The organism is Streptomyces sp. ISL-99 (assembly GCF_018614005.1).
Taxonomy (GTDB): Bacteria; Actinomycetota; Actinomycetes; order Streptomycetales; family Streptomycetaceae; genus Streptomyces; species Streptomyces flavidovirens.
On sequence record NZ_JAGGPC010000011.1, the window covers coordinates 104,766 to 118,500 of the forward strand.

The 13,735-nt window shown below is 72.5% G+C and carries 14 protein-coding genes; 5 read left to right on the plus strand and 9 right to left on the minus strand.

The window, feature by feature from the left end; translation table 11 throughout:
• Positions 1 to 11: 11 nt before the first annotated feature.
• The 3 genes from J7E91_RS06725 to J7E91_RS06735 form a co-directional block, all read right to left on the minus strand.
• Positions 12 to 410, minus strand: coding sequence for a hypothetical protein (locus J7E91_RS06725; protein ID WP_214899937.1), 399 nt, complete (start codon positions 408 to 410; stop codon positions 12 to 14).
• A 40-nt stretch (positions 411 to 450) separates the two neighbouring features.
• Entirely contained in the window at positions 451 to 729 is a 279-nt protein-coding gene (locus tag J7E91_RS06730) for a hypothetical protein (RefSeq protein WP_214899939.1), read from the minus strand.
• A gap of 154 nt (positions 730 to 883) precedes the next feature.
• On the minus strand, positions 884 to 1,666 hold the full coding sequence (locus J7E91_RS06735) for a LytTR family DNA-binding domain-containing protein (RefSeq protein ID WP_214899940.1): 783 nt from the start codon (positions 1,664 to 1,666) through the stop codon (positions 884 to 886).
• Between the two features lie 219 nt (positions 1,667 to 1,885).
• Here J7E91_RS06735 and J7E91_RS06740 point away from each other — a divergent pair, with 219 nt between their 5' ends.
• The gene (locus J7E91_RS06740) at positions 1,886 to 2,581 is read left to right on the plus strand and encodes a zf-HC2 domain-containing protein (protein WP_214899941.1); all 696 of its coding nucleotides are present in this window, start codon (positions 1,886 to 1,888) and stop codon (positions 2,579 to 2,581) included.
• A gap of 96 nt (positions 2,582 to 2,677) precedes the next feature.
• On the opposite strand, the gene J7E91_RS06745 is transcribed toward J7E91_RS06740, so the two are convergent.
• From J7E91_RS06745 to J7E91_RS06765, 5 genes are all read right to left on the minus strand, one after another.
• On the minus strand, positions 2,678 to 3,538 hold the full coding sequence (locus J7E91_RS06745; RefSeq protein WP_214899942.1) for an Fpg/Nei family DNA glycosylase: 861 nt from the start codon (positions 3,536 to 3,538) through the stop codon (positions 2,678 to 2,680).
• Between the two features lie 14 nt (positions 3,539 to 3,552).
• A complete protein-coding gene (locus J7E91_RS06750; protein WP_214899943.1) occupies positions 3,553 to 4,899 on the minus strand; it encodes a wax ester/triacylglycerol synthase family O-acyltransferase in 1,347 nt (448 codons plus the stop codon).
• Between the two features lie 114 nt (positions 4,900 to 5,013).
• Complete coding sequence (locus J7E91_RS06755; protein ID WP_214899944.1) at positions 5,014 to 7,107, minus strand: SpoIIE family protein phosphatase; 2,094 nt, start codon at positions 7,105 to 7,107, stop codon at positions 5,014 to 5,016.
• A gap of 91 nt (positions 7,108 to 7,198) precedes the next feature.
• On the minus strand, positions 7,199 to 9,394 hold the full coding sequence (locus J7E91_RS06760) for a cation-translocating P-type ATPase (protein ID WP_251015276.1): 2,196 nt from the start codon (positions 9,392 to 9,394) through the stop codon (positions 7,199 to 7,201).
• A gap of 2 nt (positions 9,395 to 9,396) precedes the next feature.
• Positions 9,397 to 9,696, minus strand: coding sequence for a DUF1490 family protein (locus J7E91_RS06765; protein ID WP_214899945.1), 300 nt, complete (start codon positions 9,694 to 9,696; stop codon positions 9,397 to 9,399).
• Positions 9,697 to 9,878: 182 nt separating this feature from the next.
• Here J7E91_RS06765 and J7E91_RS06770 point away from each other — a divergent pair, with 182 nt between their 5' ends.
• The 4 genes from J7E91_RS06770 to J7E91_RS06785 are packed head-to-tail and all read left to right on the plus strand — an operon-like array spanning position 9,879 to position 13,165.
• Positions 9,879 to 10,703 (plus strand): YndJ family protein, encoded by an 825-nt coding sequence (locus tag J7E91_RS06770; protein WP_214900010.1) that lies wholly within the window; start codon positions 9,879 to 9,881, stop codon positions 10,701 to 10,703.
• A complete protein-coding gene (locus J7E91_RS06775) occupies positions 10,700 to 11,221 on the plus strand; it encodes a DUF1990 family protein (RefSeq protein ID WP_214899947.1) in 522 nt (173 codons plus the stop codon). Before J7E91_RS06770 ends, J7E91_RS06775 begins: the two co-directional genes overlap by 4 nt.
• 8 nt (positions 11,222 to 11,229) lie before the next feature.
• Complete coding sequence (locus J7E91_RS06780) at positions 11,230 to 12,651, plus strand: lipase maturation factor family protein (RefSeq protein WP_214899948.1); 1,422 nt, start codon at positions 11,230 to 11,232, stop codon at positions 12,649 to 12,651.
• A 40-nt stretch (positions 12,652 to 12,691) separates the two neighbouring features.
• Positions 12,692 to 13,165, plus strand: a complete 474-nt coding sequence (locus tag J7E91_RS06785) for a hypothetical protein (protein WP_214899949.1) — start codon at positions 12,692 to 12,694, stop codon at positions 13,163 to 13,165.
• 64 nt (positions 13,166 to 13,229) lie between these two features.
• Here the strand turns inward: J7E91_RS06785 and J7E91_RS36960 are convergent, their stop codons facing one another.
• Entirely contained in the window at positions 13,230 to 13,415 is a 186-nt protein-coding gene (locus tag J7E91_RS36960) for a hypothetical protein (protein ID WP_214899950.1), read from the minus strand.
• Between the last annotated feature and the right edge of the window lie 320 nt (positions 13,416 to 13,735).

A 13,735-nucleotide genomic window follows, 5' to 3' on the forward strand; every position in this document is an offset into this window, starting at 1 on the left:
GCATCGGCCGGTCAGCGCCCCTCGACGAGCTTGCTGAACGCGTGCTCGTTGCGCTCCGCGCGCCGGACGTACCAGCGGGCGATCAGCCACATGACCGGGTAGACCACCACGCCGAGCACGGCCCAGACGAAGGGTGCGGGCGACGGCAGGTCGGAGGTGGTGAAGACCTCCGGGAGCGAGAACAGCAGCGGCAGCGAGCCGACGAGCAGCACGAGCGCGCCCAGTGAGATCAGTGCCGTCCGCAGCTGGCTGCGCATCAGGGAGCGTACGTACGTCGCGCCGAGGGTCGTCTGCTCCGTGATCTCGGACCGCGCCGGGGCATGGCCGGGGGGACGCCGGGCGCTGCGGGGCACGCCGGTGACGGTTTCGCGGCGCGGCGGCCGGGCTGGGGGCGGCTGATCTGCGGACATCGGCGCGAGTCTACGCAGCGGTGGCCACGCGGGGACAGGGTCAGCGGCCGGGCTTTCGGCGGCTTTCGCCGCAGTCGTTCAGCGCGAGCTCCAGCTCGACGTACGACTCCTCCGCCCTGCGGAAGGCGATCTCCAGGGCGGCGGCGGTCCGCGGGCCCGCGATGCTCTGTGCGGACTCCCGCACCTCGTACAGCACATCGGCCCAGCGGCCCGCCGCGCTCTTGACCCTCGTCAGCAGCGCTTCGAGGTCGCGCGCGTCGGACGGCCGGGTCGGCGGCAGGCCGCGGAGCTCCTCCAGCAGCGCGTCGAGTTCGGACATCCGGGCTCCTTGTGACGGTGGCCCGACCGAGCGTAGGCGGCGCGCGGGGGCCGTACGGGCCGTCGGCGGATCAAGTGCGGCAAGCGGCAGGTGAACGGCGGTGAACGGCGGCGCGGGCCGGGTCAGCGGTCAGCGGCAGGGCCACCGCCGCCGGTCAGCCGCGTGCGCGGCGCATCAGCAGGTCGCGCAGTTCGCGCGCGTGGCGGCGGCTGACCGCGAGTTCGGCGTCGCCGACGCGTACGGTCGTCGCCCCCGCGTCCAGCCGGAGTTCGTCGATGCGGCCGAGGGCGACCAGATGGCGGCGGTGGATCCGGACGAAGCCGCGGGCGGCCCAGCGCTCCTCCAGGGTGGAGAGCGGGATGCGTACGAGGTGGCTTCCGGTGTGGGTGTGGAGGCGTGCGTAGTCGCCCTGTGCCTCGGCGTACGCGATGTCGTCGATCGGTATGAAGCGGGTGACGCCGCCCAGCTCGACGGCGATCTGGTCGGCGGCGGCGGTCTGCGGCGGGGCGACGGGCGGGGACGCCGCCGCGGTGTGGGCGGGGATCGATTCGACCTGGTCGCAGACGCGGCGTACGGCTTCGGCGAGGCGTTCTCTGCGTACCGGCTTCAGGACGTAGTCGACGGCCTTGAGGTCGAAAGCCTGGACGGCGAAGCCCTCGTGGGCGGTGACGAAGACGATGAGCGGCGGGCGGGCGAAGCCGGCGAGGAGCCTGGCGACGTCGAGGCCGGTGAGTCCGGCCATGTGGATGTCGAGGAAGACGACGTCGATGGCGTCGTCCCCGTCGGGGCCGGCGTCGAGTGCGCGGTTGATCCGGCGGAGGGTCTCGGTGGCGTCGGTGGCCCCTTCGGCGCTGCGGACGCGGGGGTCGGCGCGCAGCAGGTAGAGGAGTTCCTCCAGCGCCGGTCGTTCGTCGTCGACAGCCAGTGCACGCAACATGGTGGGAGTGTAGGAGCAGGCCGGGTGACCTGGACATACGGGGCCGGTTCGCGCGTGCGGTCAGCCGTCGTCGTGCCCGGGGGCGGGAGGCGGTCTGCGGGCCCCACGGAAATCCGGGCGGATCCCCTCTTGGCGTGAGCAAATGCCCTGCGGCTTCCGTACCTGAGGATGACCGGTCGGTTACCCCACGAACCACGCGAGCCCCCTAGGAATTGCCCCATGAGTACGGACCAGCGGCATCGGGACGTCGGCGCGTACGCGCTCGGCGTCCTCGATCCGGCGGACTCGTTCCGCTTCGAGGAACATCTCGCCGACTGCGCGACGTGCGCCGTGCGGCTCAGCGAGTTCGCCCGCGTGGAGTCGACGCTGGCCGCGTACGCCCACCCCGGCGGGGGCATCGGCGTCACTCTGCCCGAGCCGCCCACGGCCGGGCTGCTGGACCGGCTGCTCGACAGCGTCGCGGCGGGCCGCCGGCGCCGCGGCAGGCGGCGCTTGCGGCTGGTGGCCGCGGCGGCGGCGCTGATCATCGCCGGTCCGGTGGCGGCGCTGGGCCTTCAGGCGCGGGCCGGTGACGACGACGGCGGCACGGTGCTGCGGTACGCCGCCACCGACCCGGCCTCCGGCGTCTCGGCGTCCGTCGCGCTCCAAAAGCGCGGCTGGGGGTCGGGGGTGGGGCTCGAACTGGCGCGGGTCGAAGGGCCGCTGACCTGCGAACTCATCGCCGTGGGCAAGGACGGCGAGGAACAGACGGTCACCACCTGGGCGGTGCCGCCGGGCGGTTACGGGATGCCGGGCGTCGAGGGCCACGAGGAACCACTGCGCACGCGGGGCGGTTCGGCCCTGCGCAGCGACGAGATCGACCGCTTCGAGGTCCGCACTCTGGACGGAAGGCGCCTGGTCACAATCGATGCGTGAGCCGCGGCACTTCGCCGCGCGGCGCGGTACGGAGACGGGCACCCGAGTACCCGCACGCGGGACGCACGCGCCGGGTCGCGGGCACGGTCGGTCGCGTTACTTGAGCAGGCGTGACAGTCTGCGGTCCGCCAGTGGTTTGCCGCCTGTCTGGCAGGTGGGGCAGTACTGGAGCGACGAGTCGCTGAACGACACTTCGCGGATGGTGTCGCCGCAGACCGGACACGCCTGCCCCGTCCGGCCGTGGACCCGCAGCCCGCTTTTCTTCTCCGCCTTCAGCCGGCCCGCCGCCACCCCGCGCCCGCGCTCTACGGCCTCGCCGAGCGTGGCGCGCATGGCCCCGTACAGCTTCGTGATCTCGTCGTCGGTGAGGTTCGCGACCGGCTTGAAGGGCGACATCTTCGCCGCGTGCAGGATCTCGTCGCTGTACGCGTTGCCGATGCCGGCGATCAGGCTCTGGTCGCGCAACGCGCCCTTGAGCTGCCGCCGTTCCCCGTTCAGCAGTTCCGCGAACCGGTCGCGCCCGAAGTCGTCGGCGAGCGGATCGGGGCCGAGCCGGGCGATGCCCGGTACGTCGGCGGGGTCGCATACGACGTAGACGGCGAGGCTCTTCTTCGTACCGGCCTCCGTGAGGTCGAAGCCCGCGCCGTCCGCCAGGGCGACGCGCAGCGCGAGCGGCCCTTTGCCGGGGCGCGGCGGTTCGGCCGGCAGGTCGTCCTTCCAGCGGAGCCAGCCCGCCCGGGCGAGGTGGGTCACCAGGTGCAGGCCGCCCGCGCCGATGTCGAGGAACTTGCCGTGCCTGCCGACGGCGGTGACCGTGGCGCCCTCCAGTGCAGAGAGCGGCGGGTCGTACGTCTTGAGGACGCTGACCGCCACCGGGAGAACCCGTGCGATCTCCCGGCGGACCAGGTGCTCGTTGAGGAACTCTCGCAGTGCTTCGACTTCCGGCAGCTCAGGCATGTTCCCAGCGTGCCTCAGCCCGTGGCGGCCCGCAGCAGGGTTGCCAGTTCACCGCTCATGCTCCCGGCCAGCCGGTCCAGGTCGGGGACCGCCTCGGCGTCCGCGACCAGGCCGACGTGCACCTGGCCGCCGTACGTCGAAAGGGCGACGGCCAGGGACTGGCCACGGGCCAGCGGCGCCATCGGGTAGATGGCGCGCAGCGGGCTGCCGCCCAGCGAGAGGGTGGAGCGGGGCAGCGGCACGCTCGTCACGAGTACGTCGAAGAGCATCCGCGCCGCGCTGCCCGCAATCGGGGCGCCGAACCGGTGGGCGAGCGGCGGAAGGTGGTCGGCCAGTACGGCGACCGCTCCGGCGCCGCGCCCCGGCCCTTCGGCCTTGTTGCGGTCCATGGCCCGGCGCACCGAGGCGAGCCGCGCCCAGGCGTCGGCCTCGGAGACGGGCAGGCCCAGGAGGTACGCCGAGAGCCGGTTGCCGGAGGCCGCCGCGCTGCCGGGGCGGCGCCGCGAGACCGGCACCAGGGCACGCGGGTCCGCTCCGGGCAGCGGTTCGCCGCGCTCCAGCATCCAGCGGCGCAGCCCTCCGGCGACGACGGCGAGCAGCACATCGTTCGCCGTGCCGCCCGCCACCCTGCGGATCTTGAGTACGTCGTCGAGGCCGAGCACGGCGGTGCCGAGCCGCCGCGTACCGCTGGACCCCGAAGCGAGAGCACTCGCCCCCCACAGGTCGAACCTGCTCGCCCGCATCACGGACGCGCCGATGCCGACGGCCCGGCCCACCTCTTCGAGGCGGTCGCGTGCGAAGCCGACGACCTGGTGCGGGCCCGGCAGCCAGGACCGGGGCGGCACACTGCGCTCCCGCCTGGCGCCCGCCGCACGGGCTCCCGCGATCTGGTCGAAGATGCCGGCGCCGATGGCGACGGCGCGCATGCCGTCGGCGAGGGCGTGGTGCAGCTTGACGAGGACGGCGAAGGCGCGGGACCCGGGGGCGGTCAGGACGTACATTTCCCAGGGCGGCAGCCCGCGTTCGAGGGGCTGTTCCATCAGTTCCCCGGCGATCTCGGTGGCATGGGCGGCGAAGTCGCCGTCGGGCAGCCGGATCTGCCGGACGTGCCGGCGTACGTCGAAGTCCTTGGCCGTGGACCAGGCGGCCCCGCCGACGGGCAGCCACACGGGGCGTACGCGCATTGTCAGCCGGGGGATCGCAGCGGCCCGCTCGGCGAGCAGCTTCGCGACGGAGTCGCAGTCGCAGTCGTCTTCACCGTCGCTCTCGAAGAGGGCCAGCGCGCCGAGGTGCATGGGATGTTCGGTGGATTCGAGGTGCCAGAACGCCAGATCAAGAGGTGCCAGAAGCTCGGTGCTCAATGAGCCCTCACGTCGTCGGAGGCCGGTGGAGAGCCGCAGTCAATCCCGAACGGTCGGTTACGGTCAAGTACGTTTGAACCACAGACCGTTACCGAACGGTACGGTCAGGCGCGCTCAAAGCCGGTCGGGCAAGTCAAACTCGCACCACACGCACTTGCCGCTCCCCCGCGACTCCACGCCCCACACGTCCGACAGCCGGTCGACCAGCATCAGCCCTCGCCCCGACACGCCCGCCTCCCCCGCCTCCCGGCGGCGCGGCAGGGCGCTGGAGCGGTCCTCGACCTCGATCCGCAGCCTGCGCTGGGCGCCGGTCAGCACGCGGGCGGTGATGACGGCCCCGCCGTCCGTGTGCATCAGCGCGTTGGTCATCAGTTCGTCGGCGGCCAGCTCGATCTCGTCCGCGCGCTCCCGGGCGCCCCACGCCCGTACCGCCGCGCGGACCATGTGCCGCGCCGATCTCAGCGCTTCCGGGTCGTTCTGCGCGACGTGCTGCTGAAGGCGCCCGCCGGCCCGCGGTACGTCCGCGCCCTCGCGGCGCAGGAGGAGCAGTGCCACATCGTCCTCGCCGCCCCGCTCGTCGACCACTTCGCAGAGTTTGTCGGCCAGTTGCTGGAGGTCGCGTGGGCCGCTGCGGACCAGGTCGGAGATCATCTCCATGCCGTCGTCGAGGTCCGCGCCCGGCAGCTCCACGAGCCCGTCGGTGCACAGCAGCAGCGTCTGGCCGGGGTCGAGTTCGGCCGTCGTGACGGGGTATTCGAGCTGCCCGAACTCCGCGGAGAGGCCGAGCGGCATGCCGCCGTCGGCGGGCAGCCGGCGGCACGTGCCGTCGGCCTGGCGCACGAGCGGGTCGATGTGGCCGGCCCGGACGAGCTGGACCACTCCGGTGGTCAGGTCGGTCTCGGCGTACGTACAGGTCGCGAAGCGCTCGGTGTCCAGCTCGTGGAGGAAGACGGAGGCGCGGGCCATGACCGTCGCCGGGGTGTGCCCCTCCGCGGCGTACGCGCGCAGCACGATGCGCAGCTGCCCCATGACGGCGGCGGCGTGCGTGTCATGGCCCTGTACGTCGCCGATGACCGCGCCGACGCGTCCGCCCGGCAGGGGGATGACGTCGTACCAGTCGCCGCCGATGTCGCGGCCGAGGCGGGCCGAACGGTAGCGGACGGCGATCTGCGCGCCGGGGACGGAGGGAATGCGGCGCGGCAGCATGGCCTGTTGGAGGCCCTCGGCCAGGTCCTTGTCCTGCTCGAAGAGCATGGCGCGCTGGAGGCTCTGCGCGATGCTGCTGCCCAGCGCGATGAGGAGGTTGCGTTCGTCGGAGGTGAACCCGATCCGGTCGCCGTAGAGCAGGCCGAGCGCGCCGACCGGCCGGGCCTGGGCGATCAGCGGCAGATAGGCGGCGGAGGTGATGCCGAGCCCCCTGATGTGCGGCCACAGGATCGGGTAGGAGGCGGCGAAGTCCTCCGGCGACTCGATGAAGCGTGGTGCGAGGGTACGGACCACCTCGCTCATCGGGTACTGCTCGTCGATCCGGGTGTAGCGGGTGCCGGGCACGAAGGAACCGTCGGGACCGTCGGCGACGAGATGGATGCGGCCGGCCTCGACCAGACCCATCACGATGCTGGTCACCCCGAGATTCTCGAGGCCCTGGGAGTCGTTGAGTACGTCGATGACGTCCTTTACGGTCCGCGCGTGGGCGAGGGCGGCCGTGGTGCCCTGGACCACGCTGGTCCTGCGGCGCCGCTCCGCGTCGTGTTCGAGCCGGTCGGTGGAGTCGGCGAGTTCCTGGGTGGCGTCGCGGACGACGCCGATGATGCGGCGGGGCCGGCCGGTGTCGTCACGGCTTACGCAGCCCTGGGTATGGGTCCAGCGCAGGGCCCCGTCCCGGCAGCGGATGCGGAAGTAGGCGCCGTACGTGACGCTGCCGTTCTTCAGCGCCTCGGAGACCCGGGCGTCCAGGCGGGCGGCCTCGGTGGGCGGCACGCGGACCGCGAGCTCCTCCGGACGGCCGGAGTACTCGTCGGGGCGCAGGTCGAACACGGCGAGAGCGGAATCGTCCATCCGCGTGAGTCCGCTGTCGAGGTCCCAGTCGAAGCCCCCCAGGCCGAGCACGGACCCGTACGCCTCGAAAAAGCAGCAGGCCACACCATCTTTCCGCTCCCAGCAGCGGCAGTACTCCGCCGCCTCGCCACCCCCTGCGCCCGCGTCCATGGACCCACGCTAGGCGCCGTCTCCGGCGCGCGCATGCGGGACGGCACCCGTCGCGGCCGGCACCGCCTGCCCCGCGGGGCAGGCACCGCTGTCAACGCACGCGGCGGTCCTCCAGGGGCGCGGCGCTCAGCCGTTCTTCGGCCTCGCGGGGGAGGTGCGGGGTGTGGTTGACCAGCCGGGCCGAGTTGCCGACGACCGCGATGCTGCTGGTGTTGTGCAACAGCGCGGCGAGGACGGGATTCATGGACCCTCCGGCGCCGGCGAGCAGGCCGAGCAGGTTGACGCCGATGGCCAGACCGTAGTTCTGGCGTACGACGCGCAGCGTATGGCGGCTGAGTTCGACGACGGCGGCGACCTGGCGCAGGTCGTTTCCCGCCAGAGCGATGTCGGCGGTTTCCAGCGCCACGTGCGAGGAGTGCTCGCCCATGGTGATCCCCACGTCGGCCAGGGCGAGCGCGGGGGCGTCGTTGGTGCCGTCGCCGACCATCGCCACGGTGTGGCCCTCGGCCTGGAGGTCCCGGATCAGCTGGAGCTTGCCCTCCGGCAGCGCGTGCGCGTGCACCTCGGTGATGCCGAGCGCGTCGGCGACGACCTGCGCGGTCTCCGGAGCGTCACCGGTGAGCAGCACCAGGCGTGACACACCGAGCTCTCTCAGCTGCCCGATGACGGTCCCGGCGCCCGCCCGTACGGCGTCGGAGACCCCCAGCATGCCGATCAGGTCCTCGTCGTGGGCCAGGCAGATGACGGTCTCGCCGCCGCCCCGCAGCCGCTGCGTCCACCCCTGGGCGTCCTGGGTCAGCTCGACGCCGTGCCGGCGCAGCAGAGCCGGGCTGCCGACCAGCAGGCGCGTACCGTCCAGCTCGGCGCGCATGCCCATGCCGAGCACGACCTCGCAGGCCTGGTGGATGGGAACGTGCAGGTGCTGTTCCTCGGTACGGGCGACGATGGCCTGGGCGAGCGGATGCCGGGCGTGCAGTTCCCCGGAGGCGGCCAGGCTGAGCACCTCGTCGGCGCTGAACCTGTCGCTGAGGGTGACCACGCTCGTGACCAGCGGCCGCCCGAAGGTCAGGGTGCCGGTCTTGTCGAACACGACGGCGGTGACGCGCCCGACGCCCTCCAGGTGGGTTCCGCCCTTGATGAGCGTGCCGCGGCGCGCTCCGTTGCCGATGGCGGCGCTGATGGCGGTGGGCGTGGCCAGGCCGGCCGCGCACGGGCAGGCGATCAGCAGCATGGTCATCGCGCGCCTCGCGTCGCGGGTGACGAAGTACGTCAGTGCGGCGAGCGCGAAGGACACGGGGACGAAGCGCTGGGTGAAGCGGGTGGCGACGGTCTGGATCGGCGCCCGGTCCGCCTGGGCCTCTTCGACGCGGCTGATGATCCGGCCGACCGTGGTGTCGGCACCGACATAGGTGGCACGGACCTGGAGCGATCCGGACGTGACGATGGTGCCGGCGTACACGTGGGAGCCGGAACGGGCGTACACAGGAAGCGCCTCACCGGTGACCGCCGCCTGGTCCACCAGGGCCTCGCCGGCGACGACGTGTCCGTCGACCGGGATCCTGTGGTGCTCGTACACCGCGACCACGTCGAACGGCCGCACGTCTTCGAGCGCCACCTCGGTTTCGGCGCCGTCCTCCTGTACGAGCCAGACGCGCTCCTCGCCGATGGTGAGCAGCTCTTCGATGGCGCGCCGGGTGCGGCGCAGGGTCAGCGTCTGGAGGAACTCGCCGATGTTCAGGAGCCACAGCACGGTGAGGGCCACGACGTTTTCGCGCAGCACCAGCGAGATGACCGTCGCCGCGGTGACGAGGGTGTCCGTCCCCGGCGAACTGCGGCCACGGAGCGAGCGCAGAGCGCCACGGAAGAAGGGCAGGCCGGTGAAGACCGTGACCGCGCCGAGGAAGCCCGAGGAGCCGAGGGTGATCCGTGGTCTGCGCAGCAGGCGGCGCAGCGCGACGAGCGCGAGGACGGCGCCTCCGACGACCAGCCGGGCGACCTCGCCGGTGGAGGAGTCGGGTACGGAGCGGGTGGGCGTGGCGGGCGCGGACTCGGGTGGGGGTTCTTCGAGCGCGGCCACCAGCCGGTCGACGTCCAGGCGGTCCGGCTCCATCCAGATCACGACGCTGCCGGTGCGCGGGAAGATCCGCAGCGCGCGGAACCCGCTGACGCCGGTCAGGCGTTCGTCCACGAGTCCGGCGCTGCCGGGGCGGGCTCGCACCCAGGGAACGGTCAGCCGCGCCCGGCCCGCGGCGACGGAGCACACGACCACGGCGGACACGGCGGACATGGTCAGTGCTCGTGGTTGTCGACCTTGACCGCCGAGGGCGGCGGGACCTCTTCGCCGAGGCTGGTCCGGGCCTCCGCGAGCACGTCCCCGGCCTTGAGCCGCGCCTCTTCCGCGGCCGAGGCGACCCATCGCCCGGCGACGATGCTGCCCGCGATGCCGCCGATCAGGGCTTTGCGTGCGACCGGTTTCGCGTCGGGAAGGCGCTTCGAGGCTCCGCGGAGGATCAGACCGCCGACGACTCCGGAGACCGCGTAGTGCGCGAGACGGCCGGCTGCGGCACCGGCGAGAGCCACGGGGTGCATGAACGTCTCCTTCCGTCTGTGCCCAGGGGGCTCGACGGACTCTTCCTTCAAGTGTGCGCCCGCCCGGTGAACCCGGGCCAACGCAAGCACACCGCGGAACGGAGACTTGAACGCGTTCAACAGACCCCGTATGGTCAGTGCGAGATTGAATTGAACACGTTCAAATCTGGGGGGGGTTCGTGGTGTCCGTGCTGGTCAACCTGATCGTCATGCTCGGCATGCTCGTTGTCGTCCCCATGGGCCTGCGCCTCGTCGGTTCACCGGGACTCAGCCGCCTCCGGCGGGTATGGCCACTGCTCGCGGCGCCGGGGGCCGTCGCCCTGTGGCTGCCGCGCGGCGCGGCAGCGACCGCCCTCGCCGCGGTGTACGCCGCCGCGACCCTCGCTCTCGCGCTGCACGCCCCGGCGCGACTGGCCCGTACGCGCTCCCTCGCACCGGCCGAGATCGCGGTGCTCACCGCGCTCGCGACGCCGTCGGTCGCCGGGCTCGCGCTGGTCGCCGAGCGTGGTGGGCACGAGCTCTTCGGCTTCGACCTGGAGATCCTCGCGCTCACCGTGCCGCACTTCCACTTCGCGGGCTTCGCCGCGGCGCTGGTGGCGGGGCTCGTCTGCCGGGTGGCCGCCGAGCGGCCCGCCGCGCGATTCGCCGCCCTGAGCGTGCCGCTCGGCACGCTGCTGGTCCTCGCCGGGTACTTCATCGACGACTGGGCCGAGCTCGTGGGAGCGCTCGTACTGACCGCGGGCATGTGGGCGGTGGCGCTGCTGACGTGGCAGGACGTACGCGACGACCGGCAGGACCGGACGACCCGCACGCTGCTCGGCGTCTCGGCCGCCGTCCTGGTCGCGACGATGCTGCTGGCCCTCAGCTGGGCGCTCGGCGAGGCGACCGGCATTCCGCACCCCAACCTGACCTGGATGGCCGCCACCCACGGCCTGGGCAACGCGCTCGGTTTCGCGCTGTGCGCGGTGCTGGCCTGGCGACGACTCGAAGAGGAGACCAGCACATGAGCGACTTCACCTACCCCGAGGTCGGCGCCACCGGGCAGGCCCTCCTGCCCGCCGGCTACAACCATCTGCGCCACCGCGTGCCCGTGGGCACGGGCCGCGCCGCCTTCGAGGCGGCGGGCGCGGCGGTGACCACCTGGCGGATGCACCGCGAGTCGGGCGCACGGGTACGGGCCGACGCGGTGCGGGCCGAGCCCGGCGCGGCCGTCGAGGTCTCGATCGGAGTCGGGCCGCTGCGGGTGGCCGCACCGTGCGAGGTGGTCTGGACGGCGTACGAGAAGGACCGGACCGGGTTCGCGTACGGGACGACCGGCCGGCACCCGGAGTGCGGCGAGGAGTCGTTCGTCGTCGAGCTGGCGGACGACGGAACCGTGTGGTTCACCGTGACCGCGTTCAGCCGCCCGGCCGCCTGGTACACCCGGCTCGCCGGACCCCTCGTGCCCGTCTGCCAGCACTGGTACGCCCGGCGTCTCGGCAGGACCCTGCGGCGGATCGCCACCGGAGCGCCCGTACGCCGATAATGGGCGTGATGGAGTGGTTCGCCGCACCCGACTACTGGCTGAGCCGGCTGGTCTTCCAGCGGGCTCTGGCCGCCGTGTATCTGGTCGCGTTCCTCACGGCGGCCCTCCAGTTCCGGGCGCTCATCGGCTCACGGGGCATCCTGCCGGTACCGGAGTATCTGCGGCGGGCGCCCTGGCGCGAGTCACCCACCCTCTTCCGGCTCCACTACTCGGACCGCTTCTTCGCAGGATGCGCCTGGGCGGGCGTGCTGCTCGCGGCGGCGCTGGTCGCGGGCGCGGCGGACCAACTCCCGCTGTGGACCGCCATGCTGATGTGGGCGGCCCTGTGGGCGCTGTATCTGTCGATCGTCAATGTCGGGCAGACGTGGTACGCCTTCGGCTGGGAGTCACTGCTCCTGGAGGCCGGCTTCCTCGCGGTCTTCCTCGGCAACGAACACACCGCGCCGCCGGTTCTGGTGCTGTGGCTGCTGCGCTGGGTGCTGTTCCGGGTGGAGTTCGGCGCCGGCCTGATCAAGCTGCGCGGCGACCTGTGCTGGCGGAAGCTGACCTGCCTGGACTTCCACCACGAGACCCAGCCGATGCCGGGCCCGCTGAGCTGGTTCTTCCACCACCTCCCGAAGCCGCTGCACCGGGTGGAAGTGGCCGCCAACCACGTGACCCAACTGCTGGTACCGGTGCTGCTCTTCACGCCGCAGCCGGTCGCGAGTGCGGCTGCCGGCCTGATGATCCTGACCCAGCTGTGGCTGGTGCTCTCCGGCAATTTCGCCTGGCTGAACTGGCTGACGATCGTCCTGGCGGTGTCGGTCGTCGACTTCTCGCCCTGGGTCACCGCGCCCGCCCTGCCCGCTTCCCCGCTCTGGTACGAGGTGCTGGTCATCGCCGTCACCGCGCTGCTCCTCGTCCTCAGCTACCGGCCCGCGCGCAATCTCTTCTCGCGCCGCCAGGCGATGAACCGCACGTACGATCCGCTCCACCTGGTCAACGCCTACGGCGCGTTCGGGAGCATCAGCCGCGTCCGCCAGGAGATCGTCGTCGAGGGTACGGACGAACCTGTGGTGCACCGGGGCACGGTGTGGCGCGCCTACGAGTTCAAGGGCAAGCCCGGCGACCCGCGCAGGCTGCCGCGCCAGTTCGCGCCGTACCACCTGCGCCTCGACTGGTTGATGTGGTTCGCGGCGCTCTCCCCCGCGTACGCGTACTCCTGGTTCGACCCGTTCGTGGAGCGGCTGCTGACGGGTGACCCGGCGACGCTGAAGCTGCTGCGCCGAAACCCCTTCCCCGAGGCTCCGCCCACCTACGTCCGGGCCCGGGTCTACCGCTACCGCTTCACCACCTGGCGCGAACTGCGGGAGACGCACGCCTGGTGGCACCGCACGCTCGTCCGCGAGTTCCGGCCGCCGATGGCGCTCGCCTTCAGGGAGTCGCGCTGAGAGAATCGCCGTCCATCCGGAATGCGGGGAGGCGGGGGCGATGACGGCGGGAGCGTTCGACGCGGCCACCGGTGACGGGCCGGCCGCCGACGCGCCCGACGGGCGGCGGGCCGCCGAGGTGCGGGTCGCGTTCGAGGGGCTGATGCAGATCCGGCGCCTGACGAACACGGGGACCGACGATCCGCTGGCCGTACCGGCGGCGTGGGAGATCAATCAGGTGGTGCGGTCCGTGGCCCTGACACTGGAGGCCGCGGGCATCGCCCCCTCCGCCGTTGACGCGGCGGGCGCGCGGAGCGCGACGGGCTACCGCGTCGGCGCGGGCGAGCGACCCGGCACCGCCAGGGTGGAGTGGCTCGGCCCGCCGGGCGGCGGCGCCGCCCAGGAGGAGCAGGAGGCGCTGACCCGGTGCGCCGCGGAGCTCGGCCGCCTCGGCTGGACGGCCCTGCTGTACCGGGGGCCGCGCCGACGGCGCTTCCTGGAGGTGGAGCCGCCGGCCGCCGTACGCCCCCGCTGACGGACGGCGTCCCCCCTGCCGGGCCGTGTCGGCCCGGCAGGGGGGACGCCGTCGCACAGGTTGCTCAGTCGATTCCCGGAAGGATGTGCGGCTCCGCCAGGTCCTCTTCGTACCCCGCCAGTCTGATGGGAGCCGACCGGGACCACACTTCGAGGCTGCCCAGTTCATCGGGCCTGCGGCGGCGGGGCTGACCGGCCCGTTCACCACTTTCACGAGACCGCTTGTCCTGCTTTGTCATCTCTGGCGTCACCGCGCACTCCTCTGTGTCGCGTAACCCGTCGGACGTATCGCCTCGGCCTGGGCCGGCGGCGACCGGTCGCCCGGCGGGTCAGGAAAGTTGGGGCAGTTCGGTCGCGGTGGCGCCGGTTACTCACACTGGAGTGGCCTTGGTGAGGCTGTCCGTGACCAACAGAGTACCCATATGAGCGCGGTTCCGCTCGATGGATTGCGTCACCTTTCGGCCTGCCACCGTTCGTGCCCTGTTCAGCCGCGGGCCCGGGCCCTCATCACCCGCATTGGCCACCACGCAAAAAGTCCGGTGCGTGGCGCCCCGCCTGGGGCCCCACGCAC

What these genes read in the sequence shown, in the direction of transcription:
- J7E91_RS06725 (WP_214899937.1), bottom strand. Translation starts at nt 410, where the DNA reads ATGTCCGCAGATCAGCCGCCCCCAGCCCGGCCGCCGCGCCGCGAAACC.
- J7E91_RS06730 (WP_214899939.1), bottom strand. Translation starts at nt 729, where the DNA reads ATGTCCGAACTCGACGCGCTGCTGGAGGAGCTCCGCGGCCTGCCGCCG.
- J7E91_RS06765 (WP_214899945.1), bottom strand. Translation starts at nt 9,696, where the DNA reads ATGCACCCCGTGGCTCTCGCCGGTGCCGCAGCCGGCCGTCTCGCGCAC.
- J7E91_RS06735 (WP_214899940.1), bottom strand. Translation starts at nt 1,666, where the DNA reads ATGTTGCGTGCACTGGCTGTCGACGACGAACGACCGGCGCTGGAGGAA.
- J7E91_RS06740 (WP_214899941.1), top strand. Translation starts at nt 1,886, where the DNA reads ATGAGTACGGACCAGCGGCATCGGGACGTCGGCGCGTACGCGCTCGGC.
- J7E91_RS06745 (WP_214899942.1), bottom strand. Translation starts at nt 3,538, where the DNA reads ATGCCTGAGCTGCCGGAAGTCGAAGCACTGCGAGAGTTCCTCAACGAG.
- J7E91_RS06785 (WP_214899949.1), top strand. Translation starts at nt 12,692, where the DNA reads ATGACGGCGGGAGCGTTCGACGCGGCCACCGGTGACGGGCCGGCCGCC.
- J7E91_RS06775 (WP_214899947.1), top strand. Translation starts at nt 10,700, where the DNA reads ATGAGCGACTTCACCTACCCCGAGGTCGGCGCCACCGGGCAGGCCCTC.
- J7E91_RS06760 (WP_251015276.1), bottom strand. Translation starts at nt 9,394, where the DNA reads ATGTCCGCCGTGTCCGCCGTGGTCGTGTGCTCCGTCGCCGCGGGCCGG.
- J7E91_RS06780 (WP_214899948.1), top strand. Translation starts at nt 11,230, where the DNA reads ATGGAGTGGTTCGCCGCACCCGACTACTGGCTGAGCCGGCTGGTCTTC.
- J7E91_RS06755 (WP_214899944.1), bottom strand. Translation starts at nt 7,107, where the DNA reads ATGGACGCGGGCGCAGGGGGTGGCGAGGCGGCGGAGTACTGCCGCTGC.